The sequence below is a fragment of the Armatimonadota bacterium genome (assembly GCA_020354555.1).
Lineage (GTDB): Bacteria > Armatimonadota > Hebobacteria.
Map to the genome: position 1 here is coordinate 4,316,430 of CP070648.1, position 20,915 is coordinate 4,337,344.

Below are 20,915 nucleotides of genomic sequence, written 5' to 3' on the forward strand. Positions count from 1 at the left end.
CCCACACCCACCGCCGCAACCGCAGCCCAGAACAGTCGGAAGGCGGCGCGCTCGGCGACAGGCAGGATGATGACGGCCCACAGCAGGAGGAGCGGCAGGTAGGTCAGCGCATCCGCGCTTAGCGCCGAGCCCCAGGTTCTCCCGGCGTATCGCAGCGCGGCGGCGGAGGCGGCGGAGAGGATGATCGCGGTTCCGAACCAGATGGCGGCGATGACGAAGATGGAGGATGGCGCGTCGAGCGACAAGGGGTACCGTGTCGTTGCGGTGAAGGCAATGATGCCGCCGCATGCGGCGGCGGCACAAGCGCCGCTGACGACGGCGCGGGCAGTTGCGACCTTAGGCCTGACGCTGGGCGTGTGGGTCATGCTCGGTGTGCGATGCCTCGTCCGCCATGATTATAGTGTGGATGGCGGATGGGGTCAATAAAGCGCCAGCAGCCCTGCGGTGATGCAAGCGGTAATGCAAGATGACCAAGCCGTTGCTGTCGAAAAATTTTTCGCGCAGCAAGAGGGATTTGCGCGCGCTAATGCGAAAGCATTGATACGCGCTTGGGCGAGTCGCACTATTGCTCCAGTTGAAAGCTGTTCGGGGGGACGGCGCCTGTCCTACGCAACGTCGGTTGCGCTTTCGGTGATGGTTGTGGGGTTGTCCTGGGTGTAGCCGAGAGCGGTCGCTTAACGAGCCGACGGACGGTTGGCGCCGAATATCCAGAGCCCATATCCACAATTGTGGATATCCTTGTGCATAATCTCTGAATCCGCCTTGCAGGAAGGCATCCGAAGGAGGTCGCTCGCACTTATTCCATCGTCCCGCAGCAGACGCAAACCCGACGGGCAGTACGGGCATTAGGATACGACGGCGCAGGCGTCTGCGCCTCGGCCGGGCGAAGGTCGAGGCGCAAGAGAACACGCAATCATCTCGCAAGGCTCTCGGCCCGCCGAGCCGGGGCCGGCAGCACGAACCCATTCGGCTTGCGCACGAGAGGCAGTGATTCTGGGGCAGGCCGAAGGGCACTTTATCGCAATTCTCGCCGCCACACTCGTCGCCTTCATACAGCACCGACCGCACCAGTGCCAGACGCCGCCTCAAGCCGAGCGCCCTCGGCCTGTCCCTTGTAACGGTTCGGGCCTGCTCCCCCCAGTGTCCGAGGTCCGTAAGCGCCCCGTTGGGATGATCAGTTACTGAGGAGGATCCGCAACCATGGGTCGCTCGGCTGACGTCCTGTCCGAACTGTGGCCGCAGCTCATCGCGAGCTTGGAATCTACGCTGTCGCGCGCGGCGCTCAAACGCTGGCTGAAGAACATCGCTCCCATTTCCTTGGACGAGGAGTGTCTCCGCATCGGCGTTCCCAGCGCCTTCGCGCGAGATTGGCTGGAGCGCAAGGCGGCGCATCACCTGCGTGACGAAGCAGCGCGTCTCCTCGACCGGCCCGTGCGCATCCAGTTCATCGTGCAGCAGCTCGACCTCGGCCTGCCCGCAGAGCCCGAACCGACTCCCCCTCCGGCGCCGCGTGGTGCCGCCGATCAGCGGCGCGGCGACGACTTCGCTCCGACGCCGCTCATCCCGCGCTATACCTTTGACAATTTCGTCGTCGGCAAGAGCAACCAGTTCGCCCAGGCGGCCGCCCTCGCCGTCGCTAAAGCGCCGGCGCGCTCGTACAATCCTCTCTTCATCTACGGCGGGGTCGGCCTCGGCAAGACGCACCTGATGCACGCGATCGGGCATTACGTGCTCGCGAGTCGCCCCGACCTCAACGTCGCCTATGTCACCGGCGATACCTTTACTTATCACGTCGTCACTTCGATCCGCGAGGATCGCTTCGGCGCCTTTCGCAGTCGCTATCGCGACGTTGACCTGTGGCTGGTGGACGATATCCAGTTCATCGCCGCCAAGGAGCGCACGGAGGCGGAGTTCTTCCAGACCTTCAACGCGCTGTACGAGACCGGGCGCCAGGTCGTGATCACCAGCGACCGTCCGCCCAAGGAGCTGCAGGTCATGGACGCGCGCCTGCGCTCGCGCTTCGAGTGGGGCCTGATTGCCGACATCAAGCCCCCGGACCTCGAGACGCGCATGGCGATCCTACAGCGCAAGGCCAGCCTTGACGGGGCACAAGTGCCGGACGACGTCACCCGGTACATTGCGAACATGGTGCAATCCAACATCCGCATCCTCGAGGGCGCCTTGACCAAGGTCACCGCCGCCGCCTCCTTCACCGGCCAGCCTATCACCCTGCATCTCGCAATGGAGCAGCTCAAGGACCACTCGGTCGGCGATTACCTGCGCCCCGTCAGCATCAGCCTCATCCAGGAGGTGGTCGCCGAGCACTTTCACATCGGCCTCAGCGACATGACGGCGCGCAAGCGCACTCGCGAGGTCGTCTTCCCGCGCCAGCTCGCCATGTATCTCGCGCGCGAACTCCTCAACGCCTCCTTCCCCGAGATCGCCAAGCGCTTCGGCGGCAAAGACCACTCGACGGTCATCCACGCGTGCAACAAAGTGCGCGAACGCGCCCAGGCGGACCCCCAGCTCCGCGCGGTACTCAACGAGCTTACCAACGTCCTGACTCCGCGCTAAGGCGCGTGCTTTCGTCGCGCACCGTACGCCACGGCAGGCCTGGCGCCAGGTATGGATTGCCGACACGCTTCTTGCGTCACGCGGCTCCCGCTGATGGACGACGGCGCGACGGTGTGCCGCGACTGTGGACGATGCCGTGGGCAAGCCTGGGAATCCAGCGACCGCGCCGCGAGTCGCGGGGTAAAGGTGGACGGCCGGGGATAGGCCGCTCGCGTGTCTCACAGGATGTCCACCGCTCGCCTCGCGTCTCGCGTGCGGCGTGTGCTGAATATCCCCAGGTTTCACAGGATTATTATTATTATTAGAGAATCATATCTATATAATCTCTTGGCGCCGGCTGCACACACATCGTGCTCTGACGCCTGTTGCTTGCATAGAAATACGTCAATGGCTCGGCAGGAGGAACACAGTGAAGCTCACCAGTCGTCGCGGACTACTCTCCGATGCGCTCCAACTGGTGTCCCGCGCGGTGACCGGCCGAAGTACGCTGCCCATACTGAGCAACGTGCTGCTCGAAGTCAGTGGTGACCGGCTGCGACTGCTGACGAGCGATCTCGAGATGTGGGTGGACTGCGCCATTCCGGCGGAGGACACCGAGGACGGAGCGCTAACACTCCCCGCCAAGATTCTCAACGAGGTCGTAGCTAGCCTGCCGGAGGCCGAGGTCAAGATCGCCACCGACGATGGGAACGCCATTGCTCTGACCTGCGGCAGCTCGAAGTATTCCATTCAAGGACTGGCGGCCGAGGAGTTCCCGTCGCTGCCGGAAGCCGGCGGGGGCATCAATCTGACCCTGCCGCACAGCGAGCTGCGGCGAGTCCTACGGACGACGGAGTTCGCGGCGTCCGCCGACGAGACCCGCGCCATCCTCGCCGGCATCCTGATGACGTGGGACGGGCAGAAGCTCAGCCTGGTCGCAACGAATATGCACCGGCTCGCGCTGGACAACGTGGTGGTGCAGGATGGCCCGGCGGAGCAAGCTTCCGCAGTGGTACCCGCCCGCGCGCTGCGCGAGGTCCTGCGGTCGCTGTCAGCCGATCCCGAGCCGACGGTACGCGTCCACCTCGGAGAAAGCCAGGCCGTGTTCGACCTCGACCGCGTCGTCGTCACCTCGCGCATTATCGAGGGGCAATTTCCGAACTACGAACGGGTCATCCCCACCGAGGCGGAGCACACCATACGCGCGGACCGCCAGGAACTGCTTGCCGCCGTGCGCCGAGCGGACATCGTCGCGCGCGCCGACGCCAACAAGGTCGTGTTGCGGCTCCAGCCGTCTGGTCTGCTGATCGAGGCGGAAAGCGCGGAGATCGGCCGCGCTCACGAGGAAGTCCCGATCGAGCTGGAAGGCGAGCAGGCCGAGATCGCCTTCAACGCCGAGTACTTGATCGAGGCGCTCGAGGTCATCACCGAGGAACGAGTGCAGATGGACCTCACCGGCCCCTTGAGCCCAGGCGTCCTCAAGCCGGTGGGGGAGTCGGCGTACCTATACATCATCATGCCCATGCAGTTGACATAGCGCCCGGGCCTCCGCCGACTCGCCCGTCGTGCGGTGCTGTGCCTGCCCCATGCGGTGGAGCGGCGTGCCGCCGCTCAGCGACGGGCCCTCGCCCGCGATGGGCTCCCGCGGAGTCGGCCCGAGACACCGGCCGCTGGTCGCCGCTTGCGGCGGCCGCCCGTCGGGGAATCCCGTGGGCGACAAATCCCTGATGCAGTTCCCCCGCCGGCTCCGAGAAGCGACGGCGGCCTGTGTCTCACGTCCCAAGCGCTCGTGGATGGCGGCGGAGCCCAACCCATGCCGAAGAGGAGCTACGTGACCCGACGGTGAGTAGATGAAGCTTGAAACAGTGCGCCTGTGGAACTTCCGCAGCTATCGCGAACTGGAGCTGACGTTAGGCGCGAGGTGGGTGCTGCTGATTGGCGCCAATGCGCAGGGCAAAACGAACCTGCTTGAGGCGATCGCGCTGGCGTGCCTCGGGCGCTCGCCGCGCCGGGCATCCGACGTCGAGGTGATCCGCTGGGGGCAGGACAGCGCGCGCGCCACGGCTCGGCTCACCACGGAGGTCCGCGGCGACCTCGAGCTGGAGGCGACGCTGACGCCGAAGGGCCGCCAGATCAAGATCAACGGGACCACGCGGCGTCTGGCGGACCTGATCGGCCTGGTCGGCCTCGTGCTGTTCACGGTTGACGACCTCGATGTGGTGAAGCGAGATCCATCGGCGCGCCGCCGCTTTGTCGACGCCGAACTCGGGGCATTGAGCCGGTCGTACTACTGGAATCTCGTGCGCTATCGGCGCGTTGTGGACCAGCGCAACCGCCTGCTCAAGGAGATCCGGGACGGTTCGCGACCGCCGGGGGAGCTGGCGTCGTGGGACGAGCAGCTCGCCGGCTTCGGCGCCGTGGTGGTGGAAAAACGAGCGGCGTTCCTGAGCGCGGTCGCCGCGGAGGGCGACCAGGCGTACCGCAAGCTCACAGGCATGGCGGATGCCCTCGAACTGCGCTACCGGCCGGCGTTAGGCGAGGAAGACGCGTGGCCCGGCATCACCTCCGGAGCGCCCGACGCCCAGGAGCTGCGGCGGCGCGTGCGCGACCGGCTCGCGCGCGCGCTGACCGAGGGGCGAGGCAAGGAAACCGAGTTCGGCATCACGCTCTCGGGGCCGCACCGGGACGACTTTGAGATCGTAGGCGGCGCGGTGGATCTGCGCCGCTTTGGGTCGCAGGGCGAGCAGCGCACCGCCGCGATCGCCCTCCGCCTCGGGCTGCTGGCGGTCGTGGCGCAGACCGTCGGCGAGCCACCGGTACTGCTGCTCGACGACGTGCTCTCCGAACTCGACAGCGAGCGCCGCGCCGGGCTGTTCGAGACGCTCGGCTCGGCGGGGCAGACCATCGTTGCCGCGACTGACGTCGAGTCGGTTCCGCCGGGCGTGCGGGCTGCGGCGATGACGCTGCGCGTCGCCGGCGGGTCGGTGACGCCGATGGGGTGAGGTGAGACATGCTGGAGCGCGGGCGGCTTGGCGAAGTGCTCGACGACGTCATGCGGCGTCACAATCTGGCCCGGCGGGCGCGACAGTGGGGCGCACTGAGCGTATGGGCCGAGGTGGTGGGCAAGGATATCGCGCGCAACGCCTGGCCGATCCGCGTTCGGGACGGCGTGCTGCTCGTGGGGGTCGCGAATCACGTCTGGGCGCAGACGCTGCACTTGATGCGCGCGGCGATCCTCGAGGCGCTTAACGCGCGCCTCGGCGAGGAGGTGCTGCGCGAGATGCACGTGCGCGTGACCGTCCGCGACAAGCGGACGGCCGCGGCGCGCGACGCCGGTGACAGCACGGAGCGCCGCAGCGCCCTGCCGCCGCTGACGCGCGAGGAGCAGGAGCGCGTTCGCGAAATCGCCGCGAGCGTCACGGACCCCGAGCTGCGAGCCAAGGTGCGCCGTGCCGCCGCAGGCCTGCTGCGCCTGAGGCGCCTGCGCGACACCCAAGGTCGCCGGCGGTGTCCGCGCTGTGGCCGCCCCCTTGCCGCTCCGGGACGCACGTGCTCGGCTTGCGCCGCAGGGCGCTAGCGTGCTACACTCGCTGCGTGGCCGCGTGTCACGCGGCGGACCGGGAACCGTAGGAGGCATCGGCGTATGGCCATCCACCAGCGAATGGCGTGCATTATCACCGCGGCTCTCCTTGCCGCGGTGGTTGTCGGCGGCTGTAGCGGTGAGTATCGTGCGTACAAGGGGAAGCCGAAGGCGTTCTCCACGCATCCCTATCGCGTGCTCTATCCGGCCGCCTTCAGCGCTTCTGAGCCCCCCCAGGCGAGCGCCGAGATGTTGCCCCTCAGCATGTTTGTCGAGGAGGTGCCGATTTCCCCGAACCAGCCGAAGGCCGTGGGAATGATCGTCGTTCGCGCTCACCGCATGCGCGAGCAGGAGACGCCCAAGGCCTTCATGGAGCGGTACTACGACGACCTGGCGCCGCGCTTCCTCGAGATCGAGATGGTGCGGGTTGCGGAACGCGGAGATGAACAGGAATGGACCGTGACGGTCGAGGATAGCTACTTGGGGACGCGCGTGCTCCTGCTGCCGCGCGAGCGGCTGGCCTACGACGTCGTGACGTTGTGCGCCTCGTCGGACCGCGAGCGCTTCAAGGAGCAGTTCGCGCGCGCGCGCGACAGCTTCCGACTTCTGCGGGCGCGCCGCTGAGGGGCGTGGTCGGCGCGAGGTGCCGACGGGTAATGCCGAATGCCGTGCGGGGGTGAGAACCGATGAGCAACGTGTGGAACGGCCCGCTCGAGGAAGCGGGGCCCTGTCGCTACCGCATCCCACGCAGCTACAAGCCGCAGATGCGCACGGACGGCATCGTTTACGCCTCCGCGCAGATGATACGCGACATCAAGTCCGACCAGTCGCCGGAGCAAATCGCGAACGTCGCCTGTCTGCCGGGCATCGTCGGCAATGCCGTCGCCATGCCCGATATCCACTACGGCTACGGCTTTCCCATCGGCGGTGTCGCAGCGACGGACATCGAACAGGGCGTCGTCTCTCCCGGCGGCGTCGGCTACGACATCAACTGTGGCGTGCGCCTGCTGCGCACCGACCTGCGCCGCGACGACGTCGCGCCCAAGCTGCGGGCGGTAATTGACCAGATCTTCCGCGACGTCCCCTCCGGCGTCGGCTCCGAGGGACGGGTGCGCGTCGACGAAGCGGAGCTGCGCCGCGTGCTCCAGCAGGGGGCGCGCTGGGCGGTCGGCGCGGGCTACGGCTGGCCGGAGGACATCGAGCATATCGAGGACGGCGGCCGCCTTGAGGGCGCGGACCCGGGCGCGCTCACCGAGCGCGCCCGCAAGCGCGGCCGGCCGCAACTGGGCACGCTCGGCGCCGGCAACCACTTCCTCGAGGTGCAGGAGGTGTGCGACATCTATGACGAGAATGTCGCGCGCGCCTTCGGCATCGAGGACGTCGGCCAGGTCACGATTATGATTCACACCGGGTCGCGCGGCCTCGGCTACCAGGTCTGCGACGACGCACTCGCGATAATGCAGCGCGCCATGCAGAAGTACGCGCTTGACCTCCCCGACCGCCAGCTCGCGTGCGCGCCGGTGACCTCGCCGGAAGGGCGCGAGTATCTCGCCGCCATGGCCTGCGCCGCCAACTACGCGTGGGCGAATCGCACCTGTATCACGCACTGGGTACGCGAGGCGTTCGCCCGCGCCATCGGCGCCGGCCCCGCCAAGATCGGCCTCCAGGTCGTATACGACGTCGCTCACAACATCGCCAAGATCGAGGAGCACGAGGCCGCGGGCAAGCGCCGCAAGCTCTGCGTGCATCGCAAGGGCGCGACGCGCGCCTTCCCGGCGGGCCACCCGGACGTCCCGCGGGATTACGCGGGAGTGGGTCAGCCCGTGATCGTCCCCGGCGACATGGGCACGCATTCATACCTGCTCGTCGGCATCCCGCAGGCGATGAGCGAGACGTTCGGCTCGACGTGTCACGGCGCCGGGCGCCTCATGAGCCGCAAGCAAGCGATCCGCACGGCGCGGGATCGCGACATCATTAAGGAACTCGCGGACCAGGGGATCCACGTGCGGGCCGCGAGCAGGAACATCGTCGCCGAGGAAATGCCCGCGGCGTACAAGGACGTGGACGTCGTCGCGGAGGCGTGCGAGTGCGCCGGCCTCTCGCGCCGGGTCGCCCGCATGCGGCCGCTCGGCGTGATGAAGGGCTGACGCGGTGCCGTTCCCCTCGGGGACGCGCAGCCGGCTGCGCGCTTGACCCGCGCGGACGCCGCTGACTGGGAATGGAACAGCACCTCGAAGCGAGCACCATACTGACGCTGCTGGCGAGCCTGCTCGTCATCCTCGCCTCCGCCGAGCTGTTCACCAACGGCATCGAGTGGCTCGGCCATCGCCTGAGCCTCGCCGAAGGCGCTGTCGGCAGCGTGCTCGCTGCCGTCGGCACCGCCCTGCCGGAAACCCTGATTCCCTTCGTCGCCATCCTCATCGCCGGCGGCGAGACAGGGCACGAAATCGGCATCGGCGCGATCCTCGGCGCGCCGTTCATGCTCGGCACGCTGGCCATGTTTGTGACCGGCCTGGCGGCCGTGGTGTACGCGCGGCGCCGGCCGGAGGGCGCCCACATCGTCGTCAGCCGTCACGTGATGGCGCGGGATATCATCTTTTTCCTCATCATGTATACCAGCGCCACGCTCGTATCGTTCGCGCCGGGGCGTGTGCTCCATCTCATCGTCTGCTTCGCGCTACTCGGCGGCTACGCCGTCTATCTGCGCCAGACGTTCGCGGACACAGTCGCCTGCGAGTCCGATGTGCATGCGCTCCGCTTTCAGCGGCTGCTCGCGCGGTGGGTATGTCGGCGCGAGGATGGCGAGGGGCAGGACGGGTATCTCGAACGCCTGAGCACGGTCGCCAACGGCACGCCGCGCCTGCGTGTCATCTTCAGTCAGGTGCTGATGGCCCTCGGCGGCATCATCGGCGGGGCGTACATCTTCGTCGGCGCTGCGGAGCAGACCTCCGAGGCCCTCGGGGTCGCCCCGCTGATCGTCGCGCTCGTCATCGCCCCCGTCGCGACCGAGTTGCCCGAGAAGTTCAACAGCATCGTGTGGATGCGCCAGGGCAAGGACACCTACGCGCTGGGCAACATCACCGGCGCCATGGTGTTTCAGAGTTCGTTCCCGGTCAGCGTCGGCCTGGCGTTTACGTCGTGGCAGCTGCTCGCCCCTGCAGGACAGCCGCAGGCTGCGCTGCGGTCGGTGGCCATTGCCCTCGTTGCCGGGCTGTGGATGTTGTTCGCCGTGCTGCTTGCGCCGCGGATAACGGCGGCGAATGCGGGCCAGGCGGAGCGCGTTCGCCTCCATCCCGCAGTGTTGCTCGTCGGGGGCGCGCTCTATCTGGGGTTCCTCATTCCTCTCATCGTGGGCGTGTGAGCGCCGGATCGGTTCGACATCTCTGGCAAGGCGTCGCAATTGTCGGCGCAGGGAAGCGCCGGCGGCGGCTCGCGCTCGGGAGCAGCAACATCATGGCCTGGCGAGAAGGCTACGAGCGATACGCGCCGAGGTACCGCTACCATGTCCGGGCGGAGACGGTGTGGTACCTGTGCAACAAGGTCGAGTGCAAGCTCGGGCCGGATGGCATCGTCGCCCACCTCGAGGACGTCTGCGAGTACCCCTACGAGGAATACGACGAGGCGCGGTTCATGTCCCGAGTTGACCTCTACGCGACGGGAGAGGTAGCCGTTGAGGAACTCCAGCCGCGGCCGCAGATCAACGACTTCCCGCCGGGGTAGGTGCCGGCCGGCCCGCAGCCAAGCTTGCCCGGGTGCGGCGAGGTGGCATGGGGGCCAGCGCGCGGAGCACACGAGCCTCGCTGTCACTTGGGCGGAATGATCAGGCTCGCGCCGCCGATGACGCCGGCGGTCGCGGCGTAGACCACCGCCGCGCAGATCACGAGCCCGCCGTATATCGCCGCAAGGGTCGGGCCCAGGCGCATGCCGACGAGGATGGACACCGCGGTCGCGGTCCACGCGCCGGTGCCGGGGACGGGGATCGCCACCAGCAGCGCCAGCCCGATTGAGCCGTAGCGGTTGACGACCTGCTCGTGCCGGCGAGCGCGCGACAAGCTCCAGTTCAACAGCCAGCGCAACCAGCGCACTCGCTCCAGTCGCTTCTCGTACAGCTTCGTGCCGAGCACAATCGGCGTGACCGCCAGGCTGTTCCCCACCAGCGCCGCGGCAATGGTCTTCCACGCCGGCAGTCCCAGCAGCGCAATGCCGACGGGGATCCCGCCGCGGAGTTCGATCCAGGGCAGGGCTGAGACCAGGGCGACCGCCAGCACGGGGTTCAGCCCGGTAATCCAGCGAGAGAGGCCGTGAACGGTGTCTTCCATATCGTGATTGCGCCGCCGCGGTGCGTCAGGCGGCAATCGCGCCTGCCGCAAGGATTATACCAGCTTGCGGGCCTGCCCGTCCGAGGTTCGGATTGAACCGCAGCGTAGAGGGTCAGCCGACTACCAGCCCGTCGCCTCCACTTGCCCTGACGCCGCGAGACCCACGCGGATGCCCAACTCGCGACCCACCTTGCGCCACGTCAGGCCGTATTCCAGGCAGTGGGCGACGCGGATGATGGATACGTCGAGAGCGGGGAAGTCGCCGCGATCGAGGTCGCGGCGGGCGAGGACTTCGGCGCGCCAGCCGGGGCCGATCCGCGCCGCCACGCCGAGGCCCAGCTCGCGCGCGATCTCGATGGCATCGAAGGCGAAGGGTCCGTCGCCGCGCCCGTCGCGGCGCAGGTACCGGGCGCGCAGCGCCAGATTCTCGCTGGGCTGTAGTTCGAAGTTGATGCCGTAGGCGACGGCGCTGCGGTCCTGGCCGGAATCGTACCACGCCCGGCGCACGCCGACGAGCGGGCGCATGGATACGCCGCCCCCGATATCGCGCGTGCGACCCTCGACGTGGAAGTCTGCGACGGCGCGCGACGCCCTGACGTCGGTCGGGAACTCGACGTACTGTCCGGCGGCGATCCGCGCGCCGGCGCTGCCCCATTCGCCGAGCGGCACAGCGTTCGGCTCGATGGCGATTTCCGGGAGACGGTCGAGCGCGAAGTCGCGTGTCGGCGTCACCGGCGCGAATAGGCCGAGGTCCGCGCCCGTCAGGTCCTGACGGCGGCCGACGGTGGCGTAAACCCGACCCCAGGCGGGGCGGAGTTCGCCGAGCGCGTACGCGCGGACCCCGCGGGACGTTGTGTAGCGGGCTTCGAGGTCGGCCCCCGATGACGCTGACGAGAACAGCCGGTAATGCGCGCCGGCGAAGACGCCGTCGCGGCTGCTGTAGCCGCCGATGGGGACGAGCGGCGCAGCAGGGCGGGCCTCGGCAATCGAGAAGCTCCAGTTCGGCAGCCGCACCACCCGCCGGCCCTTGTACCACAGCGCCGCCTTGCGGGAGAAAACCCTGTCGTTCGGGCGCACGATAATCTCCTGCGCGGTCACCGCGTAATCCGGATCGCTCCGGTCGCAGGTGGTGAATGATCCGTTGGTGAGCACGAACTGATCGGGGGTCGCGCGCAGGGATTCTGCGGCGAAGTAGACGCCCTGCACCTGGCCGTGGGCTTGCTGCAGGGAGCCGGTGCGCTCGTTCAGGTCGTAATCAACCGCGCTGGCGAACAGACGGTTGTCGCCCTGCAAGAGGCGCACGTTGCCGGCTGCGGCGACGGACTTGGCCTCGAGGTCGACGTCAATGACGTCCGCGCGGAACTCGACCCCTGCCTGCTCATATGCGAGGACGGCGTCACCCTCCGCCCGGGCGCGGCGGCGCTCGAGGTCAACCGTCGCCTCGCGCGCCGTCATGCGATACTTGCGCTCGATGAGGAGTTCGTCATTCCCTGCCGCGGACGCCGGGATGGAAAGCAGCACCACGCAGGTGGCAGCGCGGGACAAGAGGCTGCAAGCACCCCTAAGCCGCGAGCCGCTTCGTGAGCGGAGTGCACGACGCCCCCGAACCGCGCGCTCAGACCGCGAACGCGCCGCCTCGCCCCGTGAGCGCCGAAGGGAGGCATCCCGACCAGAGCGGTCAACACCCAAGGGCGTTACTTCGCCTCCTGCGCCGAGAAGATGAACCGCCCGAAGCGCGATGGAATGTGGAAGGCCGGCTGCTCGCCGGGCGCCTGCGGCGGCGACCAGCAGGAATACTCGTCCTTCTCCCCGCGGTCGATGCGATACAGGTTCCCGCGCCACTCCTGGCCGTCGGCGGGGGGCTCTCGTCCTATGCCGGCGAACGGGATGGCCATCTCGACCGACCACAGTTGATCGAGATCCGTGCGGTCGTCGAGCGTGCCCACGACGCGCACGCCGGTGAGCAGGCCCGCGCAGTCCCACTCCGGCTCACCCGTCATGGTCTTGGGCGTGTCGTCGGGATTGTGTATCTTTCCATCCCAGATGACATTGTGTGGGCTGACCTCGAGTTCGAAGTAATTCACAAGGTCGCCGGTGGGATTCAGGAAGATCTCGACCACTTCCTCATCGTATAACGGCTCGTCGCGCTTGGTGTACGTGCCCCAGATGTCGTTGTCCACGCATGTGAACGCGACATAGAGATACGTATCGTCCCAGCACAGCTTCGCCTCGGTCTCGAAATCGGGGGCGGCGCTGCCGTCGTGGAGCATGAAAGCGCCGACCGGCTTGATGCGGCGCCACACGGCCTCGTCGAGCACGCCGTCAACCCTGATCGGCTCCGGCGTGCGGAGCACGGTGCAGGTCGGGAGTTCCATCTTGGTTTCCTCCGTTGGCCCAGCAGTGGGAGCGGGCGACGTGCCGGGCGGCTTCGCACGCGGCCTGGTGATGGCCGCGATGACCACCACGGCGAGCAGTGCAAGGATGAGAGCTATGAGCGCCCAGTTTCGCCTGGGTGAAGCGGGCTGTGCGGATGGTTCGGTCATCGCCAACCTCCAAAGCGGCAGTCAACGACACCGCGCCCCTGATTCCCCTACCGTGCGGCAGGTTATCACAAAAGCGCCGGAGATGACAAGGCGGAGGCGGCGCGCGCTGGCACTGGCTTCTCCGGGGCGAGGCTTGTCCGGCGATTCGCCCGCGAGGAAACCCATGATGGTCAGCGTCACCCAGTCGCCCGGCTTCCCGATGTCCGCGTTGATCGTCCGGTGGCTCTTATCGGCCGCGTGCACCGTGCGCGCGGCGATGCCGGCCTTCGCCAGCGCCTCGGCGAACTCCCGGGACAGCGTCGCACTCGTGATCCGCGCGCCGGCGTGGAAGACGAGGAAGGGCGGGATGCCTTTGTCGGGCGCGATGTGCGTGACCGGCGACGCATCGCGCCACGCCGCTTCATCCGAGCCGAACGCGCCTTCGTAGAGCCACCGCATCCCCCGCCCGCCGCCCAGGTCGTTGATGTGCCGCGCCAGATCGTACCCCGCGCCGTCGAGGAGAATCACGCCACTGAGGATGCGCAGGGATTTCCCTTCGGCATCGAGATACGACTCATCAGTGGCGACGAGCGCGGCAAGGTGGGCGCCGGCGGAATGACCCATGACGGAAATCCGAGCCGGATCGCCGCCGTAGCGGGCGATGTTGCCGTGCACCCAGGCGATGGCTCTCGCGACGTCCTGCACGTGCGTCGGGTGCTTCACTGCCGGCGACAGGCGATAGTTGATGCTGACGAAGACGTATCCCTGGCCGACGAAATGGCGCGACTTGAGGTCCGCCACCGCGCGGTTCGCTTTGTCGCCGAGGCGCCAGCCGCCGCCGTGAATCATCACCAGCACGGGGCACTTGATGGCTGCGCTCGGAGCGTAAATGTCGAGGCTGAGCAGGTTGGGGTCGATGCCGGGCAGATCCGCATACCGCAGGTTCGGGTGGCGCGCCATGTCGGGCGCGGGAGACGCGTCGGCGTTCAGCGCGCGAAAGCGTGCCAACAGCGATCGTTCCGCCGGGCTGACGTACGCAAGCGGAATCAGCCCCGCGAGGAGCGCGAGCGCGGCAATGGTGCGCATCCGCGGCGCTGGGCGCGTGCGCTGAGGCTGGTTCATCCCGAGCCCCTTCCCACGCTGCAAACGACGGGACGGCGCGCGTAGCTGCACCCCTTAGCGCACGCGCCGTCGAGCGCCCCCTCGCGGAACCGGCGCCCTGGCCCGCACGAAGCAGCGCGCGGGCCAGGACGAGTCGGCCTGCGCTACTTCCTCAGGATCGCGTTCTGCGTCGAGAGGGTGAACGGCTTGCCGTCATCCGCGAAGTCCACCTCGGCGAAGGCGGCAAGATTCTTGTCCGCCGGGCGCTTGATCGCGATCGAATAGACGCCGTCGCCGCCCTCCATGTCCTGCGATTCCCACTTCTCAGGACGGAAGTCCAGGTTGTCCGCCGTCACCACCCACGCCCGCGCGCCTTTCGCCTCAGGCGCCCGGACGGTGATCGTCAACGTGTCGCCCTCAATCTTCCTCGTCCACGCGATCTCCGGCATGCTCTCACCGGCTGCCACCGTGCGGATATACGCGCCGAGCGTGTTGAGCAAGCGCACCGGGTCGTTCAGGCCGTGGCCGGCGTTGGGCACGTAGAGCACGTTCTTCGGGCCGACGAGACCGTCCCAGTAGAGATTGAGCGCGTCCGTCGCCCAGTACGGATCATTGGTGCCGAGCAGCATCAGCTTGGGGATGGTGATCTTCGCGCGGTAGGTGTAGGGGTCCACCGCTTTCCACAGCGCTTCCCCGCGCGGCGAGTCGAAGCTCTCCGTCAGGCCCTTGGACGAATAGTCGTCAATCATCACGCTGTACGCCCCCCACAGCTCGAGCTGGTGCGGCATCTGCTCGCGCATGTTGAGGACGTCAATCACCGCGGGCGCGATCGCCTTGACCCGCTTGCCGCCGTCCGCCGCCGCGGTCAGCCACGTCGTCCAGCCCCGCTTGGAGCCGCCGAAGACGATGAAGCTCTGAATGTCGGACTGCCACTCCTGCTTGGCGTATTGCTGCAACGCGTCCATCGCGCGCACCGCGCTCTTGGTCATCGCGAACAACAGCGGCCACGTCGGATCGCCGTCCTTCAGGTACTCCTGGAACGTGTGCGAGATGATCGCGTCCTCGTACATCCCGTCGAACAGCGGCTGGTTGGGCACCTGGTAGAGCACCGCCGCGGCGGCCCCGGTCGAGCGCGCCAGGGCGACGGCGAGGCCGTCCTCGCCTTGCGGCTTTCCGGGGTCGGGCGCCCCCGACCCGCCGGAGATGAACAGCGCCATCCAGCCCGGGTGCTTCACTTCCGCGGGTTTGGCCACGCGCAGTAGATGCTTCCACGTAATCCCCCGCCAGTTCTGCGAGGTCAGTACGATGGAGCCCAACGTCCCGGTTGCGTCCTCCTGGACCGGCCCCTTCTCCCACGCGAACGCCGGGTCGGGCGCGTTCACGTAGGCCGACAGCATTTTCTCGGCGGGGATCTCCGTCGCCACTTGCGCTGCGGCACATCCCCAGTTCAGGGATGCCACGACGGCGATCATCACCGTCAGCAGTACACCTAGCCTCCAGCTCCTCATGTCATCTGCCTCCCGTTGTTAGTAAAGTCACGCCACGCCCGCTGCGGGCGCGCGTGTTCCTTCCGGTTCCTCTAGGGCGCGCATGACCGCACGCGCCCCCCGCGCCGCGGCATCATCCCCGCGAACCCTCTTGCGGAGCCGCCTCCGCCGGTGCGGCATCGGCCGATGCGTCCGGTAATTCGGTGCAGCCCGCCATGCTTTTGTTCCCCGTGGCGAGCGCGAGTCGCGCATCGGCGGCGTCACCGCGGCCGCGACGCGCTCCGCCCGGCTCCGTACAGCCCGATCTTGTCAACCGGGATGCGCTTGAACCCCAGCTCGTATGCCGGCGAGTCGTCGCGGAGCTGGAAGTTCATCTGCTCGCGGTCCACGAAATGCGGGTCCTCGGCCACCAGGTTATCCTCGAAGGTCGTCAGCGGGCGGGCCGCCTCTTCGATATGATCCCATTGCCCGCCCGAGCAGACATTCCGCGCGACGAGGTTACCCTTCGGCGCGGCGGGGTCGTCGTCGAGGATATTGACGAGTTTCGGGTAACGCTCGCTCCACGGCGGCTTCTGGTAGGGCATCGCGAGCAGGCCTTCCCTCATCGTGGTGTCTACGTGGTCGCCCGCCCAGCCGAGCGCTCGCGCGTCTATGTGCACCGCCGGCTTGCAGTCCACGAAGATATTGTTCTCGATGACGTTGTCGCGGCCGCCGCCGACGAACGCCGCCATCGTGACCTGGTAGAAGACGTTACCCGAGATCTCCGTGCCGCACCACATGTCGTCGAGATAGACGCCGACGCACCCGCGGTTCTCGAACCCGCTGATGTGATGCAGGTAATTGTGGCGAATCACCGTGCCGCGCATCGTCCAGTTGCGTCCGGCGTACATCGCCCCGGCGTCGTTCGACTCCATGCAGACGTGGTGGATCTCGTTGAACTCGATGAGGTGGTCGTTGCCGCTGAAGCCGACCCCCATGTGCGGCGCGTCGTGGATCAGGTTGTGCGAGGCGCGGTTGCCGACGCCGCCGAGTGAAATCGCCGGGTGGTACATGCGGTACCAGCGGCTGTAGTCGTGGATGTGGTTGTTCTCCGCGAAGTGCTTCGCCGGGGTCAGCGTCTCGCGCACGCCGCCGCTGAGGCTGATGCCGCCGCCGCCGGTGTGATAGATCTCACAACCCACGACGCCGTTGGCTTCGCCGCCAGCAACGCTCACCGCGCTGCCGCCGAGGTTGCGCAGAATGCAGCAAGCGACGCGGCTGCCTGTGCCGCCGGCGATGGTCACCGCGGTGCCCCGCGCCGCCTCGAACGTTAAGCCGTGAACCGTCACGTCGGACGTATCGCGCATCGTCACCAGCGTCGGGATGACGGAGACCACCGCCGCGCCGTCCTCGATGGGCGCCGGCGGCCAGAAGTACAGAACGCCCGTCTCGCGGTCGAGGTACCATTCGCCCGGCGCGTCCAACTCGGTGAGCATGTTGAAGGCGTAGAACCACTGGCCCTTCCGGTAACCGTAGCCGTGGTACGGCGGCGCGACGGAGAGGACGCGCTTCTCCGTGTCAATCGACTCGATCTTGTGGCGCTGATCCGACCAGTCCCAGAACCAGTAGCCGTGAACCCACGGATCCTTCTCGTCAATCCAGCGCGCGGGCCGGTCGCCGTCGTAAACGAACTTGCCGACGCGGTCGCCGACCGTGCCGCGGATATCGTACGGGTCCCCGCCGACGACATCCACAATACGCGTGAACCCCTCGTTCGGCCAGCGCGCCAGCGTCATCGGGCGCTCCTGGAAGAACAGCTCCAGCCCGCCGCCGGCGACGTCGCCGAAGTCACTGACCCCGAGGGCGCCCAGGTCCGCCTGGAGCACATTGCCGCGCGCCGCCTCGTCGAGTTTCCCCAGGATCGCGGGGTCGGTGACCGGCTCGAAATTCGTCACCCGCTTCCCGCCGGAGATGCGCACCTCCTCATGGCTGAGGGCGCGATAGACGATCGGGGCGTCCGCCGTGCCGGAATCCTCGGCGGTGAGTTCGAAGGGCTGTGACCGCTCGTAGGTGCCCCCACGCACGACGACGCCGATCCCGCCGGCGAGCAGACCGTCGCGCTGCTTCATGGCGCGGATTTCGTCGCGCGCGCGCTCGAGGGTCGCGAACGGTCCGTCGGTGCGGCTCGCGTTCGCTTCGAGCAGCCGGCCCGACCACTTGTCGCTGCCGTCGGCGGCGACGTAGAGGGTCGTCCGCGGAGTCGCCTCCGCCTCGATGGCCGTGCACAGGACGCCGGCGAGCAGCACCGCGGCCGCCGCGCACGCGCCCAACTCCATCGTGGTCATGATGCCGTGTCTCCCTTGAGGTGTGAGTATGCTGTTTCTGCCCTCTTCACGGTGAGCCTTTCCGCTGGTGGAAGGAGATGCCGCTACCGAATACGGGAAGAACTCACTTGCGGCAGCGCTCCAATGTCGGCTCCCAGCGTAGCCCGAGCGCCTCAGTACCTCCCGTGCTCCTCTAGCAGCTCCATCAGGTAGCAGTAGTTGTCCCACGACACGGTCGGCGGCACGGAGTGGTCGCTGTGGTAGATGTAGCCGCCGCCCTCGGCCGCGACCGCGAGCTTCGACAGCAGCTCCTCCCGCAGCTCGTCTCTGGTCGCGGACATCTTGCGCACGTCTATGTTGCCGAAGAAGGTGATCGCGCTGCCGTAGGTCCGCTTCAACTCGCGCACGTCCTGGCCCGCCTTGGCCTCCAGCGGCTGAATCGCCGCAAACCCCGCCTCGATGAAGCGCGGAATCAAGTCCTGAATCCTGCCGCAGGAATGCAACAGCACCGGCTTGCCGCGCGAGTTGAAGAAGTCGCACATCCGCTTGTGCTCGGGGAACAGCAGCCGGTCGTACAGCGCCGGCGAGAACAGCGTCGCGTTGCGATAGCCCAGGTCGCCGTAGAACCACGCGCCGTCGTAGTCAATGCCCATCTCCAGCACGCGGCTCGCGGCGGCGATGATGAGGTCGGTGTAGGTCGCGAAGCAGTCCGCCACCAGGTCGGGGTCATCCAGCATCTGCGTGAAGACGCCGACCTGCCCCCACACCGGCCACGTCGCCTCGTACGCCTCGACCCCCGCGAAGTGGGTGAACAGGTCGCGCTGCCGGCAGTTGTCGTAGGCCTGCTTGATATCGGGGTTGATGCGGTCGTCGCACCACGCCAGGCGCTCCTTGTGTTCCTCCCAATCCGCGCGCGTCTTAATCCTATGATCGAGCCACTGCGGCGTGTGGCCGCTCTCGCGCTTGAAGTCCTTGCGCAGCACGCCGTTGGCATCCCACTGCACGGTGTATTCGTCGGTTTCCTCGACCACCTCGACGGGGAAGCGGAAGGACAGGTCGGTCCAGTGCAGGCCGCCGAAGTCGAAGCCGAACCTGGCGCCGACGTCCTCGTCCTCGCCGAGGCCTTCGGTGCGCCAACGGGCGATGGTCTCGGCCCACGGGGCGTCGGCACGGCCGATGCGGTCGGGGATGCCGCCCTGCAATGTCGTCAGTATGCGCTCGCGTGAGGTCATGGGAATCTCCGTCGGCGGATGCTCACCACACTTCGCCGCGCATCACCGGAGTCCTATCGGGGGTTCGCGGCGAGGGGATTCGAGAGGCGCCGCCCGGCCTCCTCACCAGGTCAAATGCTCCCGGCGCATGTCGAGCAGAGTCCCGCTCTCGGCGCCAACGATCAGCCCACGCTCGCCATCGCCCCAATCCACCACCTCCGGAGCGCAGGAGTGAATGCCGAGCCGGATGGGCTTGCCCTTGTACAGCACGTACCTCGGCGCGGCGAAGGCCGGCTCGCCCGGGCGCCCGACGTTCTCCAGCAGCAGCACCGTCGCCTGGTTGATATCGTGGCGCGGGATCCCCTCCGGCCCCGGCGGAATGCTCGCATTGCGGTGCGTGCCGACGAGCAAATCCGGCAGGCCGTTCTCCGTCCAATCGCACAGACGGAACTTCATGCGCCCCCGGCCGCCGCCGTGTTCCTCGGTGAATCCAATCGGCTGGCCATCGGCGAAGCGCAGCAGCGACTTGTCCACAAGCTCGGTCTCGCCCGCCCTGTGATACGCGGCGAGCAGCGCGTTCTCATCGAGGCAGATGTACGAGACGCCGTTTCCGAAGAGATCACCGACGGCCGGCCGCACGCGCCACACCGTCACCAGCGGCTGGCCGCGGCACGTCAGCTTCGCCCCCGGCGCGAAGGCCGGCTCCGTCGGCGTGCCCACGTTGCGATACCAGGTGTGATGCCCGTAGATGTCGCTGATGAGGATGTCAAGCAGGCCGTCGCCGTCCCAGTCCAGGAGAACCGGGCAGGTGTATCCCCATTTCGCCTCGCTGGGGCCTTGAATAGACCCGTTGTATCCGGCCTGGATGCGGATTACCTCGCCGCCCGCGCGCAGATAGACTTCCTTGTCGAACAGCGGCCGGCCCGGCTCGCCGAGATTGCGGTAGTAAAGCAAATGCCCGGCGGCGTTGCCCACGACGAGGTCAGGCAGCCCGTCGCCGTTGAGGTCGCCGACGGCCGGCACGGCGCACGACCCCGCATTGAGCCGCGGCGACGTCTGCTGCACGCGCGCGGGCTCATGGAACGCGGGCACGCCGCCGAACTCGCGCCCGGCGTTGCGGCAGAAGTAGATGTAGCCGTCCTCCGCTCCGACGAGCACGTCCGTCCGGCCGTCGCCGTCCCAGTCATCCGCGCAGCCCAAGTGGATGTTCTGCGGCAGGATCAGCTCGCCGCCGTCGGCGTTTCGCGCGGGAGAGCCGGGGCCGAACTCGGCCGGCGTATCCGCGGCGGGGAAAAAGTGCAGGCGGTCGAGGAAATCCCCGACGACGAGATCCGCGCGGCCGGTTCCGCGGAAGTCGGCGAGTATCGGCGAGGCGGTGCCGTACACCTCGACGGGCGTGCCCTGTGACCGCACCATCTGCGGCGGCGCGAAGCGCGGTTCATCGTTCGTGTCGATATTGCGCAGCCAGAACACGTGTCCGCGCAGCGGCCCGCCGCGCCAGCCGCCGTCGGCGTCGTACGGGACGTACTCCCGGTCGCCCCAGCGCTTGCCGTCGGGCCAGTAGTCCTCCCAGAAATCGGTGCCGATGATGAGGTCCATCGCGCCGTCGCCGTCGAGGTCGAAGGGAATGATGCGCGACGGCACGGACTTGGCGAACTCGCCACAAGTCTCGCCGAGCGCGATGGGGCCTGCGGTGGTCCGGATTTCCGTCGGCTCTCCGATCCGTGGCCTGCCGGGGGCCCCGACGTCCGGGTACAGCAGATACTGGCCCCTCCGCCGCGCCGCAGAGAGCAGGTTCATCCGGCCCGGGCCCCACGGCGCGGCGCTCACAAACCCGGA

Annotated in this window: 17 protein-coding genes; 8 read left to right on the top strand and 9 right to left on the bottom strand. The window is 67.7% G+C overall.

The annotated features are described in order from the left end of the window. A partial coding sequence (locus JSV65_17675) for a hypothetical protein (GenBank protein UCH34332.1) occupies positions 1–365 on the bottom strand: 365 nt, incomplete at its 3' end. Between the two features lie 835 nt (positions 366–1,200). On the opposite strand from JSV65_17675, the gene dnaA reads away from it, so the two are divergent. The 8 genes from dnaA (at position 1,201) to JSV65_17715 (ending at position 9,853) form a co-directional block, all read left to right on the top strand. After that, on the top strand, positions 1,201–2,574 hold the full coding sequence (gene dnaA, locus JSV65_17680; protein ID UCH34333.1) for a chromosomal replication initiator protein DnaA: 1,374 nt from the start codon (positions 1,201–1,203) through the stop codon (positions 2,572–2,574). 409 nt (positions 2,575–2,983) lie between these two features. Next, entirely contained in the window at positions 2,984–4,090 is a 1,107-nt protein-coding gene (gene dnaN, locus JSV65_17685) for a DNA polymerase III subunit beta (GenBank protein ID UCH34334.1), read from the top strand. A 313-nt stretch (positions 4,091–4,403) separates the two neighbouring features. After that, positions 4,404–5,555 carry a DNA replication/repair protein RecF gene (gene recF, locus JSV65_17690; protein UCH34335.1) on the top strand — a complete coding sequence of 384 codons (1,152 nt, stop codon included), beginning with the start codon at positions 4,404–4,406 and terminating at the stop codon, positions 5,553–5,555. An 8-nt stretch (positions 5,556–5,563) separates the two neighbouring features. Continuing rightward, a complete protein-coding gene (locus JSV65_17695; GenBank protein UCH34336.1) occupies positions 5,564–6,130 on the top strand; it encodes a DUF721 domain-containing protein in 567 nt (188 codons plus the stop codon). A 66-nt stretch (positions 6,131–6,196) separates the two neighbouring features. Next, entirely contained in the window at positions 6,197–6,757 is a 561-nt protein-coding gene (locus JSV65_17700) for a hypothetical protein (GenBank protein UCH34337.1), read from the top strand. A gap of 62 nt (positions 6,758–6,819) precedes the next feature. Next, positions 6,820–8,280, top strand: coding sequence for an RtcB family protein (locus JSV65_17705; protein ID UCH34338.1), 1,461 nt, complete (start codon positions 6,820–6,822; stop codon positions 8,278–8,280). A gap of 71 nt (positions 8,281–8,351) precedes the next feature. Next, positions 8,352–9,494, top strand: coding sequence for a sodium:calcium antiporter (locus JSV65_17710; GenBank protein ID UCH34339.1), 1,143 nt, complete (start codon positions 8,352–8,354; stop codon positions 9,492–9,494). Between the two features lie 92 nt (positions 9,495–9,586). Continuing rightward, positions 9,587–9,853, top strand: coding sequence for a hypothetical protein (locus tag JSV65_17715; GenBank protein UCH34340.1), 267 nt, complete (start codon positions 9,587–9,589; stop codon positions 9,851–9,853). An 83-nt stretch (positions 9,854–9,936) separates the two neighbouring features. Here the strand turns inward: JSV65_17715 and JSV65_17720 are convergent, their stop codons facing one another. The 8 genes from JSV65_17720 to JSV65_17755 form a co-directional block, all read right to left on the bottom strand. Next, positions 9,937–10,452 carry a small multi-drug export protein gene (locus tag JSV65_17720; GenBank protein ID UCH34341.1) on the bottom strand — a complete coding sequence of 172 codons (516 nt, stop codon included), beginning with the start codon at positions 10,450–10,452 and terminating at the stop codon, positions 9,937–9,939. A gap of 120 nt (positions 10,453–10,572) precedes the next feature. After that, positions 10,573–11,997, bottom strand: coding sequence for an LPS-assembly protein LptD (locus JSV65_17725; protein ID UCH34342.1), 1,425 nt, complete (start codon positions 11,995–11,997; stop codon positions 10,573–10,575). Between the two features lie 149 nt (positions 11,998–12,146). Continuing rightward, positions 12,147–12,995 (bottom strand): carbohydrate-binding family 9-like protein, encoded by an 849-nt coding sequence (locus JSV65_17730; GenBank protein ID UCH34343.1) that lies wholly within the window; start codon positions 12,993–12,995, stop codon positions 12,147–12,149. 21 nt (positions 12,996–13,016) lie between these two features. Continuing rightward, complete coding sequence (locus JSV65_17735) at positions 13,017–14,096, bottom strand: alpha/beta hydrolase (protein ID UCH34344.1); 1,080 nt, start codon at positions 14,094–14,096, stop codon at positions 13,017–13,019. 143 nt (positions 14,097–14,239) lie between these two features. Next, the gene (locus JSV65_17740) at positions 14,240–15,583 is read right to left on the bottom strand and encodes a phenylacetic acid degradation protein (protein UCH34345.1); all 1,344 of its coding nucleotides are present in this window, start codon (positions 15,581–15,583) and stop codon (positions 14,240–14,242) included. 239 nt (positions 15,584–15,822) lie between these two features. Further along, a complete protein-coding gene (locus JSV65_17745; protein UCH34346.1) occupies positions 15,823–17,886 on the bottom strand; it encodes a right-handed parallel beta-helix repeat-containing protein in 2,064 nt (687 codons plus the stop codon). Between the two features lie 152 nt (positions 17,887–18,038). Continuing rightward, the gene (locus JSV65_17750) at positions 18,039–19,097 is read right to left on the bottom strand and encodes a hypothetical protein (protein ID UCH34347.1); all 1,059 of its coding nucleotides are present in this window, start codon (positions 19,095–19,097) and stop codon (positions 18,039–18,041) included. A gap of 102 nt (positions 19,098–19,199) precedes the next feature. After that, on the bottom strand, positions 19,200–20,915 hold a 1,716-nt coding region (locus JSV65_17755), incomplete at its 5' end, for a VCBS repeat-containing protein (protein ID UCH34348.1).